This is a genomic window from Streptomyces sp. NPDC048565 (assembly GCF_040650935.1).
In the GTDB taxonomy this organism is placed as follows: Bacteria; Actinomycetota; Actinomycetes; order Streptomycetales; family Streptomycetaceae; genus Streptomyces.
This window is the reverse complement of sequence record NZ_JBEZIH010000001.1, coordinates 246,226-269,036: the sequence shown is the minus strand read 5'-3', so window position 1 is coordinate 269,036 and position 22,811 is coordinate 246,226. Positions and strand designations below refer to the sequence as shown.

17 protein-coding genes and 1 pseudogene are annotated in these 22,811 nt (G+C 70.9%); 9 read left to right on the top strand and 9 right to left on the bottom strand.

The features are described 5' to 3' along the window. Window positions 1–41: 41 nt before the first annotated feature. The 4 genes and pseudogenes from AB0C75_RS01160 to AB0C75_RS01145 all read right to left on the bottom strand — a co-directional run bounded on the left by AB0C75_RS01160 (window position 42) and on the right by AB0C75_RS01145 (window position 6,165). Window positions 42–566, bottom strand: a complete 525-nt coding sequence (locus AB0C75_RS01160) for a very short patch repair endonuclease (protein ID WP_362885826.1) — start codon at window positions 564–566, stop codon at window positions 42–44. A gap of 20 nt (window positions 567–586) precedes the next feature. Beyond that, window positions 587–3,505: pseudogene (locus AB0C75_RS01155) on the bottom strand (Z1 domain-containing protein). Between the two features lie 60 nt (window positions 3,506–3,565). Next, a complete protein-coding gene (locus AB0C75_RS01150) occupies window positions 3,566–5,095 on the bottom strand; it encodes an ATP-binding protein (protein ID WP_362885824.1) in 1,530 nt (509 codons plus the stop codon). Window positions 5,096–5,199: 104 nt separating this feature from the next. Then, window positions 5,200–6,165: a TetR/AcrR family transcriptional regulator C-terminal domain-containing protein gene (locus AB0C75_RS01145; protein ID WP_362885822.1), complete on the bottom strand. Its 966-nt coding sequence runs from the start codon at window positions 6,163–6,165 to the stop codon at window positions 5,200–5,202. Between the two features lie 230 nt (window positions 6,166–6,395). Between AB0C75_RS01145 and AB0C75_RS01140 the strand changes: the two genes are divergently transcribed. After that, on the top strand, window positions 6,396–7,913 hold the full coding sequence (locus AB0C75_RS01140; protein ID WP_362886147.1) for an MFS transporter: 1,518 nt from the start codon (window positions 6,396–6,398) through the stop codon (window positions 7,911–7,913). Window positions 7,914–7,982: 69 nt separating this feature from the next. Here AB0C75_RS01140 and AB0C75_RS01135 read toward each other — a convergent pair whose 3' ends face one another. Next, window positions 7,983–8,543 carry an SMI1/KNR4 family protein gene (locus tag AB0C75_RS01135; RefSeq protein WP_362885820.1) on the bottom strand — a complete coding sequence of 187 codons (561 nt, stop codon included), beginning with the start codon at window positions 8,541–8,543 and terminating at the stop codon, window positions 7,983–7,985. 178 nt (window positions 8,544–8,721) lie between these two features. Between AB0C75_RS01135 and AB0C75_RS01130 the strand changes: the two genes are divergently transcribed. After that, window positions 8,722–11,112, top strand: a complete 2,391-nt coding sequence (locus AB0C75_RS01130) for a SpoIIE family protein phosphatase (RefSeq protein WP_362885819.1) — start codon at window positions 8,722–8,724, stop codon at window positions 11,110–11,112. 9 nt (window positions 11,113–11,121) lie between these two features. Here AB0C75_RS01130 and AB0C75_RS01125 read toward each other — a convergent pair whose 3' ends face one another. After that, window positions 11,122–11,328, bottom strand: coding sequence for a DUF4287 domain-containing protein (locus AB0C75_RS01125; RefSeq protein WP_362885817.1), 207 nt, complete (start codon window positions 11,326–11,328; stop codon window positions 11,122–11,124). Between the two features lie 242 nt (window positions 11,329–11,570). Between AB0C75_RS01125 and AB0C75_RS01120 the strand changes: the two genes are divergently transcribed. Genes AB0C75_RS01120 through AB0C75_RS01105 form a run of 4 tightly spaced genes read left to right on the top strand, consistent with a single transcriptional unit; the run spans window position 11,571 to window position 16,355 of the window. Further along, on the top strand, window positions 11,571–12,071 hold the full coding sequence (locus AB0C75_RS01120) for a hypothetical protein (RefSeq protein WP_362885815.1): 501 nt from the start codon (window positions 11,571–11,573) through the stop codon (window positions 12,069–12,071). Between the two features lie 5 nt (window positions 12,072–12,076). Further along, complete coding sequence (locus tag AB0C75_RS01115; protein WP_362885813.1) at window positions 12,077–12,694, top strand: caspase family protein; 618 nt, start codon at window positions 12,077–12,079, stop codon at window positions 12,692–12,694. A 59-nt stretch (window positions 12,695–12,753) separates the two neighbouring features. Continuing rightward, a complete protein-coding gene (locus tag AB0C75_RS01110; RefSeq protein ID WP_362885811.1) occupies window positions 12,754–14,889 on the top strand; it encodes a VWA domain-containing protein in 2,136 nt (711 codons plus the stop codon). After that, complete coding sequence (locus AB0C75_RS01105; protein WP_362885809.1) at window positions 14,886–16,355, top strand: extracellular solute-binding protein; 1,470 nt, start codon at window positions 14,886–14,888, stop codon at window positions 16,353–16,355. Before AB0C75_RS01110 ends, AB0C75_RS01105 begins: the two co-directional genes overlap by 4 nt. Before the next feature lie 48 nt (window positions 16,356–16,403). Here the strand turns inward: AB0C75_RS01105 and AB0C75_RS01100 are convergent, their stop codons facing one another. Both AB0C75_RS01100 and AB0C75_RS01095 read right to left on the bottom strand, forming a co-directional pair. Continuing rightward, window positions 16,404–17,411, bottom strand: a complete 1,008-nt coding sequence (locus tag AB0C75_RS01100; RefSeq protein ID WP_362885807.1) for an SEC-C domain-containing protein — start codon at window positions 17,409–17,411, stop codon at window positions 16,404–16,406. Between the two features lie 121 nt (window positions 17,412–17,532). After that, on the bottom strand, window positions 17,533–18,936 hold the full coding sequence (locus AB0C75_RS01095) for an MFS transporter (protein WP_362885806.1): 1,404 nt from the start codon (window positions 18,934–18,936) through the stop codon (window positions 17,533–17,535). 128 nt (window positions 18,937–19,064) lie between these two features. Between AB0C75_RS01095 and AB0C75_RS01090 the strand changes: the two genes are divergently transcribed. The 3 genes from AB0C75_RS01090 to AB0C75_RS01080 all read left to right on the top strand — a co-directional run bounded on the left by AB0C75_RS01090 (window position 19,065) and on the right by AB0C75_RS01080 (window position 20,855). Next, complete coding sequence (locus tag AB0C75_RS01090) at window positions 19,065–19,598, top strand: helix-turn-helix domain-containing protein (RefSeq protein WP_362885804.1); 534 nt, start codon at window positions 19,065–19,067, stop codon at window positions 19,596–19,598. Between the two features lie 45 nt (window positions 19,599–19,643). Then, complete coding sequence (locus AB0C75_RS01085; protein WP_362885802.1) at window positions 19,644–19,976, top strand: DUF6412 domain-containing protein; 333 nt, start codon at window positions 19,644–19,646, stop codon at window positions 19,974–19,976. Window positions 19,977–20,081: 105 nt separating this feature from the next. Then, entirely contained in the window at window positions 20,082–20,855 is a 774-nt protein-coding gene (locus AB0C75_RS01080; protein ID WP_362885801.1) for a YidC/Oxa1 family membrane protein insertase, read from the top strand. 21 nt (window positions 20,856–20,876) lie between these two features. Here the strand turns inward: AB0C75_RS01080 and AB0C75_RS01075 are convergent, their stop codons facing one another. After that, window positions 20,877–22,565, bottom strand: a complete 1,689-nt coding sequence (locus tag AB0C75_RS01075) for a hypothetical protein (RefSeq protein WP_362885799.1) — start codon at window positions 22,563–22,565, stop codon at window positions 20,877–20,879. Window positions 22,566–22,811: the final 246 nt, after the last annotated feature.

The window sequence follows — 22,811 nt, the reverse complement described above, 5'->3', positions numbered from 1 at the left end:
GCGTGATCACAACGGAAACGCCCGCGATCACCCGGTTCCAGTCATCCCGCCGCCAGCGGTGACGAGCGGGGTCCTCCGGCGACATCGCTCTCTGCCGCACCGCGCGACGTCGCTCGCAGATCCTTGTCCCCGTGTTGTGTCCGCCGCCCAGGCCGCTCCTGTTCGATGGCCTCCGCCACCTGCTTCGCGACCGAGCTCGGATTCTCGTGTTCCCAGAAGCGCAGCACCGTCCACCCCTCGGTCACCAGATGCGCCGTTGTCTCCGCGTCCCGCGTCATATTGCGATCGAGCTTCTGCCGCCACCACTCCGCGTTCGACTTCGGTTGCGTGGCGTGCTCGGGGCAGCCGTGCCAGAAGCACCCGTCCAGGAACACAGCGACCCTGGCCCGTGTGAAGGCGATGTCGATCGTGCGCCGGGCCATGTGCGGCACGCGCTCGTTGAGGCGATAGCGGTAACCGGAGGCATGCAGTAGCTTCCGAACCGCCACCTCGGGGGCGGTGTCACGGCGGGCTTGGCGGCTCATCCGGGCCGAGACGGCAGGAGAGGACGGTTTGGCGGTGCTCATCACTGCCCATTTTCCTACGCTCAGCCAACTTCGCGATCAATGACGGCGAAATTACTCCTGCTCGAATCGATGGCCCGGAAGCGCACCAGGCTTCGCTGCCCGCCGTTCGGCGAGGTCGGGGCGACCAAGCAGAACGCCATAACGACGTCTCCAGGATCGATCTTGCCGGCCGAGGAGAGCCGGGGCTCTTTCTCGACCATGGGGTAGAGGACCAGGACGCCTCGCCGTTCCTGCACGAGTGACTCGACGAGAGAGCCCCCGGAGTCCTTGAGCGCGCCGGCCACGCGGAGGGCGATGCCGCGGTGTCCGGGTTCGCTGACAGCGCCGAACAGGTCACCGCGACGCCGGGTACGGCTCGCCAGCGAGAGTGGACGGGATCCCAGGATGCTCGCATCGACCCGCCGCGCGGACGTCTGTTGCGGGACGATCACCAGCCAGTCGGCTATTTCGTGTCCGGCCTCGGCGGACGCAGCGAGGTATTCCAGGTGCGGTGAGAACTGCGTGGGAGTCGACCACTTCAAGTCGCGCAGAATGCCCAGCAGCGCACCGTGCTCGATGGACCCGAGCACCACTTCGTAGCTGTCGGCACGACCGTTCGCGAGGGATGAGAACTCCAGAGTCACAGTGGACGGATCCAGAGCGTCGAGGACGGGGCGCCATGCCTCTGTGTTGTGCCGCAGGTCCGCTGCGCCCGTCGGGTACGCCGTCGGCTCCACCCATTGCCCTGGCGAGCGGATCTCCACCAGCTCCGCGTTGAACATCTTGTTCCGGGCCGCCGGCTTGAGCCAGGAGAGGTGTTGCGAGACCAGCGGCGGGATCTGTGCCGGGGTGACCTGGGATTTGCCGTCGATCAGGGAGGCGTAGCGGGTGAGCTGGGCGCGGAAGGTTTCCTCGTCGCGGCAGATCGCCTCGAAGGCCTCGTAGAGGTCGACGGTCTTCTTCTTACCCATTGGCACTTCGCGGCCGATGTAGAGGCGTACCAGGTCGCGGTATCCGGGCCGGAAGCCGAACCAGCGGCCCATCTGCATGAGGGTGTCGGCCTGCTGGGCCCTGCGGCGGTAGTACGTAACCGTGAGGCCCTCGATCGTGAAGCCGCGGGAGAGCTTCGTGCCGCCGACCAGGATCTTCCACACGTGCGGTGTCCGGTCGAAGTCGAGCTCCGCTTGCTCGTAGTCGCGTTCGGTGGCCCCGTTGACGATGATCACCGGTTCGCCGCCCGAGTTGATGAGCTGGCGGGCCCGGGAGACGTACGGCTTCAGGTCGTCGTACGACGTGGGGGCCGGCAGGCCGTCGTCCCCGAAGCGCTGGAAATCAGTGGTCAGCAGGGTGGCGAGGCGTGCGTGTCCCTCCTGGCCCGTGTACGCCGACCGGTGCCACATCGAGTTGATCCGCAGGGCGAGGGCCGCGTGTTCCCGTTGTTGCACGGACTCGTGGACGAGCATCGTGTGGTGGCGGAACGGCCCTTCGGGAACGCCGTTTGCCGCCCGGTACAGCTTCAGTGCTCCGGTGAGGACGAAGGCGTCCATGGCTTCTTGGAGCCGGTCCCCGGTGTCGTCGTAGATGCCGCGTACGTGCGTCTCCTCCGCCGAGCCCTCGCCTTCGAGGTCGTGGAAGTCCTGCACGCCCATGTAACCGGTCGGCCGGGGCAGCGAGATCAGGAAGTCGCGGGGGAAGATGTCCTCCTCGTCGCCCGGGTCGACGAAGACGTTGGCGAACGGCGTCGCCGTGTAGCCGACGTACTGGGCGCGCGGAAGCAGACCGAGAAGCTGCGTGATCTGGCCGTTGATCGCCTTGCGGGCGACCTTGCCGTTCTCCCGCTTCTTCGGGTCCGTCGTGTTCACCGACGCCTGGTCCGACTCGTCGTCGATGATCAGTGCCGGGATCTCGGAGAGGATCTGGCCGATCTTCTTGAGGTCCCTGAGCAGCTTGTCCAGCACGTCCGCGTTCTTCTTCACGACCATCACGCGTGCGGCGGCATGGTGCAGATTGGCCGGGTCGTACAGGGGCTGCGTGCGGGCCTGCTTCTCGAATTCGAGCGTGCGAATGCCGTTCAGCAGGCTCTTGTAGTCGTCGTCGCGAGTCGTGAGGCGCTCGATGTCGAACGCACCCAGGGTGGACGGACGGCCGCCGTGGCTGACGAACTTCGCCGGCCAGTCCTCGTCGTCCTGGTAGTCGACACCGACGAGCGCGTCCGTATCGGCCGGGTCGGCGCCGCGCAGGATGTTCTCCTGTCCTATCAGCTCCATGTCCAGTCGGCGCTGGGTTTGGCCCCGCAGGAGATTCAGGGTGCCACCCAGGATGATGACCAGGCGGTAGCCCGCGTCGACGGCCTTCGCGGTGACACCTGCGAAGTTGGCCGTCTTTCCCGACTGGACGTAGCCGACGACCAGGCCCCGGGCCCCTTATGCCTCCGTGCGGGTGGGATCGGAGAGACGCTCGACCACGGCGTGGCTGGCTTCGTCCAGGCTCGACACGGCAGCGTCCGACCAGCCCTTGCGGCGCAGCGTCTGCTCGTACGAGTTCCAGTAGAAGGCGCGTGCCGCCGCCATGTCCCTGGAGTACCAGGACGTGAACTCCTTGCTGATGACCGTGGCACCCGGCCCCTTGAACACCGGGACCGCCTGGTCGAGGGCCTTCCGCAGGTCGACGCGGAAGCCGAGGCGGTTGTACGCGTCGGAGCGCCGGGAGTCCGTACGCGCGGGGGAGGCGGACCAGTCCGCCTGTTCGGCGAGGTCCCAGGCGGTGAGTGTGCGGTGCCAGAGCGCGGTGAACTCGTCGCCGGGGCCCGCCCCGACGATCCGGTCGCGGAAGTGGCCGACGTCGGTATCGGCCGGTTCGCCAGCGTCGGAGAGCGCGAAGGCCAGCTTCGCGAACGCCTTCGGGCCCCGGCGCATGGCAGCCAGGACGTCGCCGTGCAGGTTGAACAGGTGGTCGGTCATGACGGTGTGTGCTTCCTCGGGTGATCAGGAGATGCCAGAAGTACAGGCGGAAAGGTGGTCTCAGCGGGACAGTTCGCAGCGGGCCGCCGTCACCAGGACGGCGTTCCACAGGGCGATCTTGTCCGCGCGCACGGCCCTGACCCGTGATTTCTGGAAGATCTCCTCGACCATGAGGTAGAGCATGCTCTTGACGACCGGGGCGTCGTTGAGGCCGCCTCTGCGCCCGCCGTTGAAGGCCGGCCGGTACACCTTGTTCAGCTTGATCTCGCGTTCTTCGCGGTCGAGTTCGAAGAACAGGTCCGGAGTCAGGGAGGTCCAGCGGAACGCGATCGGGTCCTCTCCCTTCAGCTCCGGCAGCTCGTCCCGGAGAGCCCGCCGAAGCTTCGGATCGAGACCCTTGCCGGCGGGGATGACCGCGTCACGGGTCACTTCGGTGGTCCGCTTGGCAGCCTCCCGGTACGTCGTCTGCGCCTCCAGGACGTAATCGGCGAAACCGTTCCCCGACACGTCCGTCGCCCGTTCGAGCCCGCGCGCGAAGGCGGGGGTAACCGTTACGCCGTCCTTCTTGACCGTGAGGCTGAAGACGTCGTTCGACTCGGCCGGCAGGTCGATCGCGATACGGGCCAGCGCGAGGTGCCCCTCGGCGCTGCGGGTGCTGTTCCAGCCACCGGCCTGCACGAGTCTGTTGTTGCGGTAGATGTAGAAGCCCTGCCGCTCGGCGAGTGGTCCGATCCCGCGGAAGCTGACCAGCGGCGACTTAGGCTGCCAGATGTGCGCGGTCAGCGCCACGTCCCCGACGCCCTCGACGGGGGCGGTGTACGTACGCGGGTAACCGGCCCGGCCGGGGACGCGGTAGCCGAAGGGGTCGATCGGTTCGACACCCCGGTGGTCCAGTTCCTCTGTGGTGGCGACGTCCTCGACCACGATGTCGACGTTGAAGCTGTCATCTGCCAGGAAACGGTGCAGGTGGAGCCCGAGATGGGTCTCTAGCTTCTCGATCGCGTCGTCGAGATAGCGGTCGGCCTGTCCCTTGGTGACCGTGTCGAAGGCGCGGACCTTGTCCCAGCGGACGATTGTGCCTTGCCATTCGATCAGGCCGTCGTAACGGTCGACGAGGTCCTGGCAGTAGCCGGGGTCCACGATGTCGCAGGTGAAATCGGCCTGGGCGCGAGCTGTCAGCCACCGGCGGCCGGTGGACGGGCTGCGTTTGGTCCGGCTGATCACCGTGAGCGAATCGGCGTGCGAGAGAGACGCGGCCTTAAGGCCCGCGCCGAAGTGTCCGAGCGAATTCTTCTCATAGCCCTGACGTCCGCCCACCGTCATCGCGGTGTCGAGTGCTTCGTCGTTCATGCCCTGCCCGTCGTCGACGACCAGGAGGCTGACCAGGCGGTCCTCATCCCGCAGGAAGCTGATGACGACGTTGTGCGCACCGGCGTCTATGGAGTTGTCGACGAGGTCGGCTATCGCAGCTTCGAAACCGTACCCCTGGTGCGCCAGCGACTCGACATAGCGGGCGGCGGGCGGCAGCCGCTTGCTGCCGGTCGTCGGGATCTCGTACTGCCAGTCCGAGGACGGCTGATAGGGCGGCATGGGCTTCCTCGCACAGACGGTACGGGGCCTGCGTGGGGGAGTGGCCCGAAGCTAATTGTTGAATGTGATCGTATTGCAAAGGTGCGACATAGGGGAATCCTTGGTTAATTCGGCCAGTGGCTGATGCGATTGTGGCCACCGGGACTTTGACCTGACGCCCCTCGCGCCCCCGCCACCAGCGCCTCCACGCCGTCCAGCACGCGCCCCAGCCCGAACTCGAAGAGGGCGTCCAGGTTCAGTTCGAAGCCGTCGGGGGCGTCGTCGAAGAGTGTGGACAGGACCGGGTAGGCCGTCGTCGTCTGGATCGCGTTCATCCGCGGTTCGATCGCCGTCATCCACTCGTCCGCCGTCATGCCGCTGTCCTGCCGCGCCTGGGATTCCAGCTCCACCGCCATGGCGATGCCCTGGGCGTATCCGAGCACCGTGAGGTGGGTGTGCAGCATCTGTTCCGGGGTGAGGCCGAGGCCCGTCAGTGCGCTCAGGACCCGTTCCAGGTAGTGCATGGCGTTCGGGGAGGCCATGGGGCGGGTGATGCCGGCCATGGCCCGTGCCAGCCACGGGTGTTGCTCGTACTGCCTCCACAGCCAGCGCGCCTCCCGCTCCAGCAGGGGACGCCAGCCCGTCGGCTGCGGGCCGGGTGGGCCGCTGCCGAACACCGCTTCCGACATCAGCCGGACCAGCTCGCCCTTGTTCGGGACGTGGCGGTAGAGCGCCATGGTGGAGGTGCCGAACTCCGTTGCCAGGCGCCGCATCGAGAGTGCGGCGAGGCCCTCCTCGTCGGCCAGCACGATCGCCGTGCGGATGATGCGCTCCCGGCTGAGCTGTCGTCCTGGAGCCGTCGCGCGTTCCCGGCCGGTCTCCGCGACCACCGTGCCGACGCCGGGTACGGGGCGCACCAGCCCTTCCTGGTTCAGCGCGCCCAGTGCCTTCGTCGCCGTGGCCATCGCGACGCCCCAGTCCTGGGTGATCCGGCGCGTGGAGGGCACCGGGTCTCCCGGGCGGAGCTCGCCCGAGGCGATGCGGCGGCGGATCTCGCCCGCGATGCGGAGGTAGGGCGGTTCCGTGCTCATGAGGGCTACCGTACTAGTGCACCTGAGGGGCCTCCACCCCTGCCAGCTGGGGGATACTGCGGAGTGCACTAGGTAGCCGTTTGTGGTGTACGTGGCGGGGCGCTTCCGTGCTGTGTATGGAGAACACCCAGAACACCCAGAGAACCCAGAGCTCTCAGAACACCGAGAATGCTGAGGACGCGCCCGGTCCCCTCGCCGGACGCAAGGAATGGACCGCCCTCGGCGTCCTGATGCTGCCGCTGCTCCTCGTCTCGATGGACGTGTCCGTCCTCTACTTCGCGATCCCCTACATCAGCCAGGACCTGGAGCCCAGCGCCACACAGCAGTTGTGGATCCTGGACATGTACGGCTTCGTCCTCGCCGGTCTGCTCATCGTCATGGGCGACCTCGGTGACCGCATCGGGCGGCGCACGCTCGTGCTGGCCGGTGCCGCCGTCTTCGGTGCGGCCTCGGTGGCTGCCGCCTACGCGCACTCCGCCGAAGTGCTCATCGGCGTACGCGCGCTGCTGGGGCTCGGCGGGGCCGCCCTCATGCCCTCGACCCTCGCCCTGATCCGCAACCTCTTCCTCGACGCGAGGCAGCGCGCGAAGGCGGTGACCCTCTGGACCGGTGTCATGACCACCGGCATCTCGCTGGGGCCCGTCGTCAGCGGGCTGCTGCTCGAACACTTCTGGTGGGGCTCGGTCTTCCTCATCAATCTGCCCGCCATGGTGCTGCTGCTCCTGCTGGTCCCCTTCCTGGTGCCGGAGACCGCGACCACCACCCGCGGCGGTCGTTTCGACCTGCTCAGTGCCCTGCTCTCGCTCGGGGCCCTGCTCGCGGTCATCTACGGCATCAAGGAGTGGGCCAGGCACGGTTACGAACCGCTGCCCGCGCTCTGCGTCGTCGCGGGGCTGGTGTTCGGCGCCGTCTTCGTACGCCGGCAGCGGCGTCTCGCCCACCCGATGATCGACCTCGGTCTGCTCGGACGGCGTGCGTTCGGCGGGCCGGTGTTCGCCAACCTGCTCGCGATGTTCGCCACGGTGGGTATGGCCGTCTTCTTCACCCAGTACCTGCAGTCCGTGCTCGGTCAGAGCCCCCTCACCGCGGCCCTGTGGAGCCTGGTGCCGGCCGCGGGTGTGGCCCTCATGGCGCCGACCGGGGCCGCGCTCGCGCAGCGGACCGATCGCGCGTACGTGATGGGCGGCGGGTTCCTGCTCGCTGCCTGCGGGTTCCTCTGGCTGTCGCAGGTGCGTACCGACTCGCCGCTGTGGTTCGCCCTGGCCGGCGGCGCCGTGTACGCGGGTGGGCTGGTCGCCGCCATGACCCTGGCCAACGAACTCGCGCTGGGCGCTGCCCCGCCGGAGCGCGCGGGTTCGGCGGCGGCCGTGCTCGAATCGGGCCAGGAGCTGGGTGGCGCCCTGGGCATGGCGATCCTGGGCTCCATCGGCGCCGCGGTCTACAGCCGGGACATGGCCGACGCCCTGCCGGCCGGGACACCGCACGCCGACGCGGTACGCGAGACCCTGGGCGGCGCGGCAGCGGTCGCGGCCGAACTGCCGGCGGCGACGGCGGACACCGTGCTGTCGGCCGCGCGTGAGGCGTTCACGCACGGGCTGGGCATCGCGGCGATCGGCGCGGCCGTGGTCATGGCGGGGGCGGGTGTCCTGTCGGCCGGCTTCCTGCGGGGCCTGGGCAGGCCGGCAGGGGTCGTGCCACCGGCCTCGGAGCACGACGGGGACAGCCGTCCGACGGCTGTGGCACGCTGATCGACGGGGCCCGGGCTGCCGCGGCAGGCAGCGTGTCGCTAGGCGGAGCCGTGCTGTTCGACCGCCTGTTCAGCGGCAGAGCGCGTCGAGGTCATCCGAGAAGGCCGGGAATTCCGCCCGGGCCTCGGTGACGATCTCCTGCGCCGTACGGCGCGGCGTCGTCGCGTGGCGCTCGGCGATGCGGATCAGGAGCTCGTCGGGCTCGGATTCGAAGTCGTCGCCCTCGGCTGCCTCCATCGGACCGTAGCCGTCGGCCAGGACCCAGAGGAAGTCGGAGAGGCTGCCCGCGATCACGCCGCGCTCGCCCTCCGAGCCCAGGAACACGATCGGCTGGTCGGCGAGGGGGCGGCCCGGCCGGACACGCCAGATCATGGCCTGGCCGCCCGTGCCGTCCTGGCCGAAGACGAGGTAGGCGTCGCCGTCAGTGTCGTTGTTTCCCGTCCAGCTCCGAAGGAGACCGGTCGTCCACTCGGCGGACTCGAAGTCCGCCCTCGGCTCGAAGTCGAAGCGGAGGTACTCGTACCCGGCCGCGTCGACGGCGAGGTAGCGGTCGTCGTGGAAGTCGACCCCGGCCACCTCGGCCAGGGCTGCCGGGAAGGTGCGGTCGGTCCCGCCCATGTCGTCGTTCATGGACGCAGGCTATGCGGCCCCACCGACAGCACGGACCCGCGAGAAGCCGCCGCCCGCTCCGGTAGCGGCCGGTGAGCCCGGGGCCGATGCTGGTTGCGTACGTGTCCACGTGTGCGGAGGCCTGCTCGTCCGGGTGCCCGCACCGGGCCCCGCGACGGTGGGCGAAGGAGCTGGGCTCATGGCTGACGCGCCCCTGATGGTCGTGGACGGCGCCGGGCTGGTCACCGGGTGGAGCCGGGCGGCCGAGGAGCGCTTCGGGCCCGCCACCGCCGATGCGCTGGGCATGCACCTGATGGACGTACTCGCCCGTGACACCCGGCGCGCGGTCGGCGAGGCCGACGGCGACGGCGGTGGTGGCGACGGCGCCGATGGCGGGGGGAGCGCGGGGGACACGGCCGCGGGCGCAGGGCTGCGGCTGGAGCCCCTCGCCGGGGCGCGTTGGGCCGTGCGGGAGGGCGATGCGGGCGCGGGGGACGGGGCGGACCCCGTCGGGCAGGCGCTGCTGGACGTGATGTTCACGCAGGGGCACGTACGGGTCCTTGTGCTCGATCCGGAACTCCGTCTCCTGAGGGTCAGCGATCCCTCCCCGGACCCCGACACGGACGAGACCGAGCGGCTGCGCGGGCGCCCGTTCCGCGAGGTGTGCGCCTTCGAGGACCCCGAGCGGGTGGAGAGCTACGTACGGGAGGTCCTGCGCACCGGGGTGCCCGGCGTCGAGCGCTCGTTCCGGGCCCGCCCCGGCGATGTACCCGGCGGGCGGCGCACCCTCTCCCTCACGGTGTTCCGGCTCCAGGAGGGGCACGGGGCGCGGCAGAGCGCCCATGGCTCCGTGCTGGGTGTCGCCGTCTCCGTGGAGGACGTCACCGAGCGGGTGAGGCGCCGCGTCCGGAGCCAGGCGCTCGCCGCGGTACGCGACAGTGCCGGCCGCACGCTGGACATCGAGGCCACCTGCCGGGACCTCGTCGAGGCGCTGGTCCCGCTCTACGCGGACGTCGGCGTCGTCGAGGTCGTCGACGCGGTCCTGCGCGGTGAGCCCCCGCAGCCGGCGCCGCTCGGCCGCGACGTACCGCTGCGCCGCGCCGCGTACGGCGGCGGCAGCCTGTCCGCGCACCCGGTCGGCGATGTGCGGGCGGTGCCGCCGGGGACGCCCTTCCAGCGCGGTCTTTCCGACCTGCGGGCCCGCGTCGTCCCGGTCGAGGACGCGCCCTGGGCCGACGCCGACCCCGCGCGTGCGCGCTCCATCAAGGAGACCGGCGCCCACTCGCTCCTGCTGGTGCCCGTGGCGCTGCGCGGAGCCGTCCTCGGGCTGGTGAGCCTCTACCGCTGCGGCGACTCCGAATCCTTCACCGATGAGGACATGCGCGTGGCGGCTGCGGTGGGCTCCCGCGCCGCTCTGGCCATCGACAACGCCCGCCGGTACGTGCGCGAGTACACCATCGCCAGCGCCCTCCAGCGCCGGCTGCTGCCCCAGCACCCGGTGCCCCAGCCCGCCGTCGAGACGAACCATCTGCTGCTCCCGGGCGGCAGCGCGGGCAACTGGTTCGACACGATCGCGCTGCCCGGGGCACGTACCGCCCTCGTCGTCGGGGAAGTGGCCGAGGAAGGCATCCACGGGGCCACCACCATGGGGCAGCTGCGCACCGTCGTCCACGCACTCGCCGCCCTCGACCTGGAACCGGACGAGCTGCTCGCGCGCCTGTACGACACCGCCGCCCGGCTGGCGCAGGAGCGGGCGCAACTGCCGAAGAGCGACCCGCTGCACCGGGAACCACTGAGCGCGACCTGCGCGTACGCCGTGTACGACCCCTTCGCCAGGACATGCACCGTGGCCTCCGCCGGGCACCCCGCGCCCCTGCTCGTCGGACCTGACGGCACTGGTGCCGTGGCGAGCGTGCCGCAGGGGCCGCCGCTCGGCGCCGTCGCCCGTGGTCCCGTCGCGGCGGCCTCCTTCCCGGTCCTGGACGGCAGCCTGCTCGCGCTGCACAGCGGTGCGTTGCGCAGCCACGCCGAGATCCCGACAGGCGTGCTGCGCCAGGTGCTCGCCCGCCCGGAGCGGTCGCTGCGGGAACTCTGCGACGCGGTGGCCTACGCCCTGCCCGACTCCGCCGAACTCCGGGGCGCCGCACTGCTCCTGGCCAGGATCCATGCCATGCCCGAGGACCGGTACGCCGCCTGGGAGCTCCCGTACGACAGGTCGGCGCCCTCCACCGCGCGCCGGCTGACGTCCAGCACGCTGGCCGGCTGGCACGTCGCCGGCGAGACCGGGGACGCGACCGAGCTGATCGTCAGCGAGCTGGTGACCAACGCCGTGCGCTACGGGAGCCCGCCGGTGGAGCTGCGCCTCATCCTCGACCGGGGCCTGACCTGCGAGATCCGGGACGGCAGCACCACAGCCCCGTACATGAAGTACGCCGGAGCGGTCGACGAGGGCGGGCGGGGCCTGTTCATCATTTCCCAGCTCGCCTCGGTGTGGGGCACCCGGTACGCCCCCGACGGCAAGACCGTCTGGTCGGAGCAGGCGATGCCGGCGGAAGGGTCGGAAGGGGCGGAAGGGGCGGAAGAGGCCTGAGACGGGGACTTACTTGTCTTCCGCGAGGGTGTGGGCGACCAAGGCGTTGGCGTGGCCGTGGCCCATGCCGTGCTCGGCCTTGAGCCAGGAGACCAGCTCCATGTGCCTGGTCAGGGGGGAGGACCGGATGAGGCCCTTCCACTCCGTGACCGGGCGGCCGTACTTCTTCTCGATCGCGGGGAAGTAGCTCGCGGGGCCTTTCACTGCTTCGGTCATGTCTCTCGCGTCCTGTCGTCGGTGGCCGGATGGGCGGCGGCCGGTGTTTCCCGGGTGGTCCGGTGTCTGTCAGCTCTTATGACTGCCGACGGGGGCGTAACTGATCGGTCGGCGCGCAACGACCGCCAGATGAGGCGGAACAGAGGGGTGCCCCGTGTCAACGCCCGTGAAATACTCCCGTGTTCAGTGACCCTTCCCTTGTGGGCGGGGGCGACGGGGCCGATGGGGGCGATGGGGGCAGCATGGCGGACGGGGCGGACACCGGCGGGCGGGAACAGGGGCAGGAGGGGGTCGAGCTACGGATCGGCCTCAGCGGTACGCACACCCGGCGCGACGACCTCGAAGCCCTGGACACCTGGCTGAGGAACGCGCCGGTCATCGAGGACGCGCTGGAGCGGGGCGAAGTCACCCTGGTCCGCGCGGACTCGCCCACGCAGTCCGAGGCGATGGGCGGGGAGCTGATCCAGGACATCATCCTGGTCGTCTCCGCCGAGGTGGCGCGCTCCGTGGCCGAGAACGCATGGCGGTCGGTGGGGACCTGGCTGCGCAACCGCCGCCGGTTCGCCGACCCGGAGGAGGCCCCACGCGTCACCCTGGACGGGCCGTCCCAGGGGCCGGGTGCCGGCCTGAGCCGCGACACCGACGACGACGCCCACCACGCCCCCGGCGGGGACGGCGGCGCGGCGCCCGAAGGCGGTGGCCCGAACCGGACGCGCGGCGACGACGAGCCCGGAGAGGTCTAACGGCCGTGCCGCCGTACGACACGCGCGGCGAGGAGAACGGAGCGAAACGGCACAGGGCCGTACTCATCGGGGTGGAGCACTACACCGGCACGCGGAACGACCTTCCGGCCGTCGCCACCAACCTCCGCCTCATGCGCGAGGCCCTGACCGCCGAACACACCGGGGTGCTCGCCGCGGAGGACCTCGTCGTGATTCCCGCGGACGGCAAGGGCGGCCCGGACGCCACCGTCGACCCGCTCCAGGTGCGGGCGGCGCTCACCGCCGCCCGCAAGGACGTGACGGGCCTGCTGGTCGTCTACTTCGCCGGGCACGGCATCGTGCGCCCCGACGGCAGCGACCTCAACCTGATGTTCACCGACTCGGGGGTCACCCGGGACACCGAGCACCCCTTCGTGGACACCCTGTCCTGGCGCGGCGACGTCATGCCGGACCTGCGCAAGTCCCGCGCCGACTGGGTCGTCGTCATCCTCGACTGCTGCTTCGCAGGCAACGCGCTCTGGGCCTTCAGCCCGGCCGCCGGGCAGAACTTCGCGCTGCTCACCGCGGCTGAGCCGGGCGTGGAGATCCCGCCCGGTGACCCCGTACGGGTACGGAGTTCACGGCGGCCCTCCACCGGCTGCTGACCACGGGCGAGGGCGAGCCGGTCACCTTCACCCGGATCGTCGTCGGGATACGCGAGGCGATGGCGCCGCTGAAGGCCGTCGACGGACACCCGTGGATCCCGGAGGAGCGCCGGCACGGCGACGACGTGGTGCTCGCCCACGCGGCGGACCCGGAGCCGGCACCCGCACCGTCGCCGCCGGACCCGGAGCCGGAGCCCGTGCCCGCACCGCTGCTGCCGGACCCGGAGCCGGCACCCCCACCGCCGCTGCCGGAGCCCGTACCGGAGGGCACCTGGCGGACGCGGGTCGCCGCGTGGTGGTCGCGGCTGCCCGCCCCTGACTTACCGCGCGGCCTGCTTCCCGTCCTGGCGCGCCGTATGACGCGTACGACCGCCGCCGCCCTGGCCGGCGTCGTCGCACTCGCCGGGGCGGGCACCTGGTACGTCCTGGGTTCCTCCTCGGGCGGCGCCTGCGCGTCGCCCCTGGAGCTGCGGGTGCTCACCGACCCCGATCTGCGGCCGACCGTGCAGAAGGCCGCAGACGCCTACCCCAAGCGGGACGGTGAAGGCTGCCGGACCGTCGGCATCAATGTGTACGACGCCAAGGCCACCGACGCCGTCGCGGCCCTGCGGTCCTCCTCGCTCTGGCAGGAACCGCCCGCGACCTGTCCCGAGTCCGGCGACTGTCCTCGGCCCCAGCGGGACGTCGGCGCACAGCCGGACATCTGGATCCCGGCGGCGGGCAGTGCGTGGCAGCGGGCGACGGCCGACGGGGCGAGCGGCGGCAGCGCCTCGGCCGAAGGAGCCTCCACCCAAGGGGTATCGGCCGAAGCCGATGGGCCTGGCGGGGGCGCGGGCAGGAGCGTGGTGCGCCTCGACCGGCTGGGCTCCGTCGCCTACACCCCCATGGTCCTCGGAGTGCCGGACACCATGGCCCTGGCGCAGTCCCTCCAGACCGACGATCCGCTCGACGCGATCGTCTCCGGGCTCGAAGCCGCGCAGAAGGTCGAGATCCTGCGCCCCGACCCCGAGGACACCGAGGGCGCTCTGCTGGCGACCGACGCGCTCTACGCATCGTCCGGCTCCGGGCGCGCGGCCACGGTCGAGCAGGGCATGGCGCAGGCGCTGCGGCCGATGCCCTCCACCGCGCGGGAACTCATGTGCGTACTGGCCGACGGTGCGCACAACAGCCTGGAGGACCGGGCGGCCGTACTCGTGCCGGAGCAGACCCTCGCGCAGTTCAACCTGTCGGCGGGGGAGCCGGGCCGGCCCGGCTGTGCGACCGAGGCGCTGGCGCACCGGGTGGCCCACTACCCCTCCGACGTGCCGATGCTTGACCTCCCCTTCGTCCGGGTCACCTGGGCCGGGGCCGACCGGGACGCCGACGCGCGCAAGGCGGCCGTCGAGGACTTCTACGACTGGCTGGCCACGGACCCCGACGCGCAGAGGTGCTTCACCGACGACGGTTTCCGGGGCGTCGACGTGGGTGCCCCCGCGCCGCCCGCCGACGACTCGGTGCTGCGGAGCGAGGACAACACGACGGCCGTGCGCGAACAGATCCCGACGACCGCCCCTGGCGCCGACGTCTCCGGGTCGCTGAGCGAGACCCTGAGCCGTTACCGGGGGGCCCTCGGGCCGGGCAGGGTGCTGTATCTCCTCGACAACTCGACCTCGATGGAGGACAAACGGGTCTGGGACGGCACCGGCGGCGCCAAGGAACTGATGGCCCGCTCGATGAGCTCCCTGGGCGCCGGGGACTCGTACGGGGTGCTGACGGCGGCCGTCGGCGAAGGGAAACCCGCCGCGGAACTCGTCCCGTTCGGGCCGAACACCAGGGCCGGTGCGCAGAAGGCCGTCGCCGACGCGCGTACCGCCGCTTACGACGCCCGCATCGCGCCGGGCCTGGACACGGCGCTCGGCACCCTGCGCGGCGGCTCCACCGGGGTGGAACAACCACGGCTCCTCGTCCTGGTCACCGACGGCGAGGACTTCGAAGCCGTCGGGGACAAGGACCAGAAGCGGCTGGTCCGGGAGGCGGCGGAGACACCGCTGGTCAGGATCGTGACGGTCTCCCTCCAGGACGGGGCGTGCACACCCGGCAGATTCGGCGAGCGGCTCGCGGGGGCGAGCGGTGGACGCTGCCTCGACCCGGCCGACGACATCGCGGCCGAGCTGGCGGCGGAGGTCGCCAAGACCGGTACGGGGGACGCGGAATGACCTACGGAGACCACCGCACGCACGCCCGCACCCGTGCCCGTACCCGCCGTGTCAGGGCGGCGCTCGCCCTCGGCTGCCTGCTCACGCTGGTCTCCGCCGGCTGTACGGGAGGGCCCGGGGGCGACGCACAGGAGTCCGGAGACGGGAAGCCGGCGGCCGAAGGGCCCATCGTCGTCGCCAGCGGGCTCGACGTCACCGGCTCCGGGAGCGTGCGCCAGCAGCTCATAGAGGAGTGGAACCGCAGGCACGCCGGCTCGAAGGCCCAGCAGGCCAAGCTCGTCGAGCTGCCCGGCGGCGCCGACCAGCAGCGCAGCCAGCTCCTCGGCGCCCTCCAGTCGGGCAGCGCACGCTACGACGTGGTGAACCTCGACATCACCTGGATCCCGGAATTCGCCGAGGCCGGGCTGATCCGGCCGATGCCCGTCGAGGAGTCGGGCCCCGCCGCCGACGACGACCGCGACTTCATCCGGCGGGTCCACGCCACCACCGTCTGGAAGGACCGTTCCTACGCCCGGCCGTTCAACACCGATGTGGGGCTCCTCTACTACCGGCCCGACCTCCTGACGAAGGCCGACATCGCGGTCGACAAGCAGCCCAACGCCCACTGGACGTGGGACCAGCTCTACGCCTCCGTCAAGACCCTCGGGCTCAACCCGGTCCGCGGTGACGAACTCGCGGGCTGGACAACACAGTTGAAGCAGTACGAGGGGCTGACCGTCAACACCGTCGAGGCGTTCGCCGACGCGGGCGTCGAACTCACCGACAGCGAGGGGAAGTACAGCTCCAGCCCGGGCGAGCTGAAGAAGGGGCTCGACTCGCTCCTGGACCGCGTCGACCGGGGCAGGGTGCAGCCCGCGGCGCTCAGCTCCGACGAGACCGCGGCCCTCACCGACTTCGCCGAGGGCCGCGCCGTCTTCCTGCGTCACTGGCCGTACGCGTACGGGGCCCTGGGGAGCCTGATGGACCCGAAGGCCTACGCAGTGAACCCGCTGCCGGGGAAGGCCGTGCTCGGCGGGCAGGATCTCGCCGTCACCGCCGACTCGCCTCGCGCCGCGAACGCCCGCGCGCTGATCACCTTCCTCACCTCGCGGGAGAGCGAACGCTGCCTGCTCGACGCGGGCTTCGCCGCGACCCGGGCCTCCGTGTACGGCAGCGCCGCGAAACCCTGCTGGCCCCGCGTCGCCGCCGCGCTCCGCCCGGCCGGGGAGGACGCGCCGAAGGCGGCGGCCACCACCGGGGAAGGCGGCCCGAAGGGGCAGGGGGCCCAGGCCCGCGCCACGTACATCCGGATACTGGGCGCGGCACTGACCGAAGCGGTGCAGCGGCCGCGCACCCCCTACTACGGCGCGTTCACGCAGGTGCTGCAGTCCCGTGTGCACGCGCTGCTGACCGAGGAGCGACCCGACACCGCCGAGGCCGCCCAGGGCCTCGACAAGGAGCTGCGGGACGTGTTCGCGGGCAGGTGAGAGCCGGGGCGGACGGTGAGCCGGGGCGGACGTGCCCCGACCCCGGCCTCAGCCCGCTCCGTGGCACTCGCGGTACGCACGCTCCGAGCCGCACCAGCACGCCGCGCTGCGCGCCGGGGGCCACGGGACGGCGCGGCCACGGGCCGCCAGCGTCGTGGCGTACTGGGGGAGCAGGTCGGGGTCGGAGGGGGACGCGGCCTCCGACGCGGCGAACGCCTCGTAGGAGGGGACCGTGCCCGTCACGATGCCGAGATTCGGGGTGCCCGTGGCATGCAGGTCCCGCAACGCCGCTTCCAGGCGCGCCAGATGGTCCTGGTGCGAGAGGTACTCCTGGGCCAGCCCGGGGTAGGCGGCGAGGAGTTCGCGCAGCTCGTCCTCGGGCCAGCGCAGCACCGCGACGGGGAACGGGCGGGACAACGCGCTGCGATAGGTGCCCAGTTCGGCGCGGAGCCGGTTGATCTCCGCCTGGAGTTCGCCCGGGTCCGAGGAGCCGAGGGACCACAGGCGCTTCGGGTCGTGCAGCTCGTCGAGGGGGACGGCGGCCGTGTGCAGCGTGTCGGCCAGCTCGTCCCACGCGTCGTGGGCGACGCCCATCAGCCTGCGCACCCGGTGCCGCCCGGTCACCAGCGACTGGACGGAGTACGGGACTTCCTCGCCGGGCGAGAGCAGCAGCGTCAGCGCGGTCGAGAAGAAGTCGTGGGCCGCCTCCAGCTCGTCGTGCGCTTCGAGGGTCTCCGCGGCGATCTCCCACGGAGCGGCGTCGAGCGGACCGGCGGCGCCGATCCCGTCGATGATCGCGCGGGCCTCCGCCTCGTGGCCGTACTCCCACAAGTTGGCCGCTTTGAGTGCTTTGACCAGATGCGGGTGCTCGATGGGGAGTTCGGTTGATCCGAGCAGTTCGTCATAGAGCGTGCTCGCGCGAGCACGCTCACCGGCGAGCTCCAGATGGGCCGCGGCCTGGAGGAACAGCGGTTCGTGGTCCTCGGGATACTGCGCCGCGGTGCGCAGCAGGCGCTCGGCTTCGGTGATGTGGTCGGCAGGCGTGTCGGGGCGCATGGACCACACGGTACTGCGGGACAGGGGTGAGGTGAGAGGGAGCGGACCGGAGTGCTGATGAAGGCGGGAGGACGGCGAGGAGAACACTCGGCGCTCCCGCAGGAAGCGGCGAGGGGGACACTCAGCGCTCCCGCAGGAACAGGACGCCCGCCGCGGCCGCGAGCGCCATGGCGGCCGACAGCAGCACGGCACCGTCGACGCCGGCCGAGGTCGTCGCCACCGCGATCGTCACGGCGACGCCGGCCGACGATCCGAGGTAGCGGGCCGTGTTGTTGGCGCCGGAACCCGTGGCGGCCCGCTCCGGCGGCACCGACTCGACCGCGAGGCGGGGCAGCGCCGTGTTGATCAGGCCGCTGCCCGCGCCGGCCACGATCAGGGTCGGGACGAGGCGAGCCCACACCGATGCCCCCGCGTCGCCCGGTGCGCCGGTCAGGAGCCCCAGCATCGGCAGCACCGCCACCGCGTGGAGCACGAAGCCGGCCGCCAGCTGGTGCCGGGCCGTGACCCGGTCGGTCAGCCGCCGCGACTGCAGGGCCACGAAGAACGACGTACCTGACCAGAGCAGGAACAGCCAGGCCGCGTCGAGCGCCGACAGCGAGAGTGCGTGCTGGAGCAGGGTCGGCAGATAGCTGAACAGGCCGACCACCGCGAGCCCGCTGAACAGGGCGCCCACCGCCGACGCCAGGAAGGCGCGGCTGCGCAGCAGCGACAGGGCGATCAGTGGGGCCGATGCCCGGCGCTCCACGGCGGTGAACGCGGCGGTCAGCGCCAGTGCCGCGAGCAGCAGCAGGCCGACCGGTGCGCGCAGCCAGCCGTCCCTGCCGAGCGTCAGAGCCGTCAGCAGTGCGGTCATCGCCAGGCCGAGCACGACGGCGCCGGCCAGATCGGGGCGGCCGGCGCGGGGTGCGCGGAACTCCGTGAGCACCCGGGAGGCGAAGGCGGCCGTGACGAGGGAGCCGAGGCCCAGGGCGAGATACGTCAGTCGCCAGTCGACCGTGTCGAGCGAGCTCGCGAGCAGCGGGCCGAGCGCGATCCCGGCGCTCACGGACGCTCCCCACACCCCCATCGCCCTGATCCGCGCGGGGCCGACCGGATAGGCGCTGACCAGCAGCCCGAGGCTGGTGGCCAGGATCGCCGCGCCGGCTGCGCCCTGGCCGGCCCTGGCGAGGGTGAAGCCGAGGGTGCTCGTGGTGAGGGTGCCGAGCGCCGCGGTGACGCCGAGGCCGAGGGTGCCGATCAGGAAGAGCCTGCGGCGGCCGAAGTCGTCGGCGAGGCTGCCGGCGATCAGCAACAGTACGGCGAGACCGAGCGGGGTCCCGTTGAGCAGCCAGGCCTGGGCGGCGGGCGGGGTGGAGAAGGCGGCGGAGAGCGTGGGGAGCGTCGTCATCGGCGCGGTGTAGTTCATCAGCGCGACGGCGGTGGCCGCGCTGGTGACGGCGAGGGTCGCGCCTGGCCGGTGCGGCGGGCTGTGGAGGTCGGGGGGCGGTGCGGGCGCTGTGCCGGTCCGTGCGGACTGCTGGGTCATGACGTCCCTCCGGTTCGGCCCGCCTGGGGTCCAGGCCATGGCCAAGGTTCGGTGAATGAACCTACTGAGGCGCAGCACGCTAGCACGGGTGAGTTCATTCACCGAACCTAGGGAGTAAAGTGATTCCCATGGCTCTCGGCAAGGATTACGCGGCCCAGCAGTGCTCGATGGCCCGCGCACTCGAAGTGGTCGGCGAGCGCTGGACCCTCCTCGTCGTGCGCGATGCCTTCTACGGCGTACGCCGGTACAACGACTTCCTCAGCCACCTCGGCATCCCGCGCGCCGTCCTGGCCGCCCGCCTCCAGGCGCTCACCGAGGCCGGGGTCCTGACCAAGGAGCGCTACCAGGAGTCACCCCCGCGCGACGCGTACGTCCTCACCGACAGGGGCAAGGACCTCTGGCCCGTCCTGCGCTCCCTCGGCTTCTGGGGCCGCGAGCACATCCGGGACGCGCTCCCCCTGCGCCACTTCGTCCACGCCACGTGCGGCACCGAACTGGGCGAGTTCGGACAGTGCCCGGCCTGCGGCAACATCGGAGTACCACCCGAGGACGTGGAGATGCGGCCGGGTGCGGGACTGGACCCGGACCCCGACGACCCCGTCAGCCGTGCGCTGCTCGCTCCCCGCCGGCTCCTTCAGCCGCTGGACACCGATCGTGTATAACGGCTGAAGGACACCATCGGGAACGCGGAGCGAGAAGGAGGGCCGATGAACGACGAAATGAACCGTCTACGCCGTGCGGTCGCCCGCCTCTTCCGCCCCGCCGCCTTCGTCGTCCTGTTCCTCGCCGAGATCCTCCTCGCCGAGGGCGGCAGCCTCTCCGCCGCCGTCGCGCTCGCCGCCACCGCGGCCGCCGGCTCGGCGCTCCTCGTCTGCTCCGTCATCAGCGCGCGCTGCGCCTGCCCCGTACCCCGTACGAGAGTGCGCACAGCCATCCGCGACCGGGAGAAGCGCACCGCCTTCCTCCCGCAGCGGGACCCCGACGCCCGGGGCCGCACCAGGCCCCGAGCACCCGGGGCCGCCCTCCTGACGGCCGCGTAGAGGGCGCACCTTCCACGACCCCCTGCGCGGGTCGTCCTGCCGAGTTCACCACGACCGCACCGGTCGTCACTCCCCGGCACGACGAGACCCCCGGAGGGCTCACCCATGTCCGCGTTCATGTCCGCTTTCGCGAGCCTGGTCGGCGCATTCGCCGACGCGCTCCACCCCCTCTTCCAGACCGCGTCCACCGCCGCCGCGATCGTCCTGTTCACCGCCCTCGTACGCCTCGCGGTCCATCCGCTCTCGCGGGCGGCGGCCCGTGGGCAGAAGGCCCGCACCAAGCTCCAGCCGCAGATCGCCGAACTGCGCAAGAAGCACGCCAAGAACCCTGACCGGATGCAGAAGGCGCTCATGGAGCTCCACGCGAAGGAGAAGGTCTCACCGCTCTCCGGCTGCCTGCCGAGCCTGCTCCAGATGCCGGCCTTCTTCCTGCTCTACCACCTCTTCTCCAGCCAGAGGATCGGCGGCGACCCCAATTCGCTGCTCGGTCACGAACTCTTCGGGGCCCCGCTCGGCGAACGCTGGCGCGACGCGCTCGCCGAGGGCGGCCCCTTCGGCGAGCAGGGGCTTGTCTACCTCGCGCTCTTCGTGATCGTCGCCGCCGTCGCCACGTTCAACTACGGCCGCACCAAGCGCCAGATGGCCGCGAACCCGGTGACACCGGCCACGGGCCCTGACGGACAGCCCGTCCCCGGCATGGGCGCGATGACGAAGGTCATGCCGCTGATGTCCTTCCTGACCCTCGTATCCGTCGCCTACGTGCCGCTCGCGGCCGCTCTGTACATCGTCACCAGCACCACCTGGACCGCCGTCGAACGCGCCTGCCTCTACCGGGAGACCGCCCCGGCGAAGGAGCCGGCCCTGGCGGCCACCCCGTAGGCGCCGGGGGAGCGCGGCGGCTCACTTGCTGCTGAAGGTGACCTTCTTGCCGTCCTCGTCGTAGTTGAAGTTGCCGGTGAAGCCCCAGTTCTTCCAGCCGCCGTCACCGTTGTTGGCGATGGTCCCGTCCTCGATGGAGAACACGTCGACACCGTCCACCTCCGCGAGGTGCTCCAGGCCGGACACCCCTGCGAAGGAGAGCTCGTTGAAGGACTTGGCCGTGATGATGTTCTTGCCGGGGAAGGCCTTGCCGTACTCGTCGAGCAGTGAATGGGTCAGCTCGGCCTTGTCCTTCGGCTTCTTGCCGGAGAAGTCGGTGCCGGGATACGTCCCGTCCGTGTACTTCGGCGCCCCGTCGTTGAAGTCGACCGACTCCGTGCCGTTGGAGATGGAATCGGCGTCCAGGTCCGCGGGTTCCGGCTTCTCGAAGGACGCCTCCATCCCGTCGCGGGTGAGGTCGCCGTAGAGGGCCCAGTTGGTGAAACCGCCGTCGCCGTCGTTCTTGAAGGTGCCCTTGTCGAAGACGTACACGTCGAACACGGCCCGGCCCGAGGCGATGTCGTCGCCTTCCTCGTCCTCGTAGTACTCGTTGGAGTTCAGCCGGTACCTGCCCTCGTGGACCATGGTGTCCGGCTTGTCGACCCAGTGCGACTTCTGCTCCGAGTGCATCGCGACCACGTTGTAGTCGGGGTAGCAGCGCCGCAGGTCGTTGACCAGCATCCGGACCGCCGTGGTCGAGCCGTCCGAGTCCAGGGGGGAGTACGTGTTGTAGTACCGGTCCCGGTCGGGCAGCTCCGCCCCCTCGATCTGGCAGCCCTCGTCGCCGGGCTTCCAGTCCTTCTTGCGCTTGGGGCGGGGAGGCTCGTTGAACGTGACCGTTCGCTTGTCGTCGCTGATGTCGTAATAGCCGTGGAACGCCCGGTTCTTCCAGCCGAGGTCCGCGTCGTCCGCCCAGGTGAACTTGCCGGTCTTGAACGCGTAGACACGGTACGTCGTGCCGCTGATCTCGATCGTCTCGATCATCGCCGCACCGTCCATCTGCTGGAGGTTTCCCTCATGCGGCTGCGCGATGACGATGTTGTAGTCCGGAAGGCAGTAGGCGAGGTCGTCCAGCGCCGCCTTGACCCGCTTCTCCTTGTTCTTCTCGTTGCTGATCTTCGTGGCGATGAAGTCGACCAGATAGTCGAACCCCCAGTTGATCGCCGCGACAGCACCGATCCCGGCGGCCTCGCCGCGCCCCAGCTGGTCCAGACCGTCGTTCGTCAGGAGCTGCGACTGGCCGTCCACGGACGAGACGCGCTCCCGGGGCTCGAAGCACAGGCTGGGAAGCGCGTTCCCGTCGTGCGTGCCCGAGGTGTCCTCCGAGTCGTCGGACCCGTCGTCCGAGTCGTCGCCGGAGTCGTCGTCCGATGCGGACGTGCTCTCGGTGTCGTCGTCGCCCGTGTCGTCGGACCCGTCCGAACCGGACGAGTCATCGGAGTCGTCCCCGGCATCGTTGTCATCGACGCACTCGCTGCCGTCGGTGCCCTCGCCCATCTTCACGACGCGGCAGATCTGCTGGGAGGTGGAGGTGGCGATGTCGCCGCCGATGCCGGTGGCGAGCAGCGCTGTGACCACGAGGCCGACGACTCCCAGTACGCCCAGGTACTCGGTCGATGCCAGCCCCGTGCCCGTGCGTAAGCCTCGGAGTATCCGGTCGCTGTGCTTCACGCGTCACCTCGCCGCTCGCCGTGGCCCGTTCGGGGTCCCGGGGCCGTACGCCTGCCGGGACCTGCACGATAACGGCCCGACCCGGGCCCACTCCCAGGGTCCGCAGGCCCATAGAGGGGCCCAAATCCCGCGCCTGGGACCGGTTCCCGGCCGGGTGCTGCCGGGGTGGGTCTTGCGTAGTGATCCGATGTCTTGGAGGATCAACCGAGCCTTTCGCTGGCCGCAACCCACCGACGGGCTCGATCT

What these genes read in the sequence shown, in the direction of transcription:
- AB0C75_RS01090 (WP_362885804.1), top strand. Translation starts at nt 19,065, where the DNA reads ATGGCTCTCGGCAAGGATTACGCGGCCCAGCAGTGCTCGATGGCCCGC.
- AB0C75_RS01135 (WP_362885820.1), bottom strand. Translation starts at nt 8,543, where the DNA reads ATGAACGACGACATGGGCGGGACCGACCGCACCTTCCCGGCAGCCCTG.
- AB0C75_RS01100 (WP_362885807.1), bottom strand. Translation starts at nt 17,411, where the DNA reads ATGCGCCCCGACACGCCTGCCGACCACATCACCGAAGCCGAGCGCCTG.
- AB0C75_RS01125 (WP_362885817.1), bottom strand. Translation starts at nt 11,328, where the DNA reads ATGACCGAAGCAGTGAAAGGCCCCGCGAGCTACTTCCCCGCGATCGAG.
- AB0C75_RS01140 (WP_362886147.1), top strand. Translation starts at nt 6,396, where the DNA reads ATGCTGCCGCTGCTCCTCGTCTCGATGGACGTGTCCGTCCTCTACTTC.
- AB0C75_RS01160 (WP_362885826.1), bottom strand. Translation starts at nt 566, where the DNA reads ATGAGCACCGCCAAACCGTCCTCTCCTGCCGTCTCGGCCCGGATGAGC.
- AB0C75_RS01105 (WP_362885809.1), top strand. Translation starts at nt 14,886, where the DNA reads ATGACCTACGGAGACCACCGCACGCACGCCCGCACCCGTGCCCGTACC.
- AB0C75_RS01080 (WP_362885801.1), top strand. Translation starts at nt 20,082, where the DNA reads ATGTCCGCGTTCATGTCCGCTTTCGCGAGCCTGGTCGGCGCATTCGCC.
- AB0C75_RS01145 (WP_362885822.1), bottom strand. Translation starts at nt 6,165, where the DNA reads ATGAGCACGGAACCGCCCTACCTCCGCATCGCGGGCGAGATCCGCCGC.
- AB0C75_RS01150 (WP_362885824.1), bottom strand. Translation starts at nt 5,095, where the DNA reads ATGCCGCCCTATCAGCCGTCCTCGGACTGGCAGTACGAGATCCCGACG.
- AB0C75_RS01095 (WP_362885806.1), bottom strand. Translation starts at nt 18,936, where the DNA reads ATGACCCAGCAGTCCGCACGGACCGGCACAGCGCCCGCACCGCCCCCC.
- AB0C75_RS01110 (WP_362885811.1), top strand. Translation starts at nt 12,754, where the DNA reads ATGGCGCCGCTGAAGGCCGTCGACGGACACCCGTGGATCCCGGAGGAG.
- AB0C75_RS01085 (WP_362885802.1), top strand. Translation starts at nt 19,644, where the DNA reads ATGAACGACGAAATGAACCGTCTACGCCGTGCGGTCGCCCGCCTCTTC.
- AB0C75_RS01130 (WP_362885819.1), top strand. Translation starts at nt 8,722, where the DNA reads ATGGCTGACGCGCCCCTGATGGTCGTGGACGGCGCCGGGCTGGTCACC.
- AB0C75_RS01120 (WP_362885815.1), top strand. Translation starts at nt 11,571, where the DNA reads ATGGCGGACGGGGCGGACACCGGCGGGCGGGAACAGGGGCAGGAGGGG.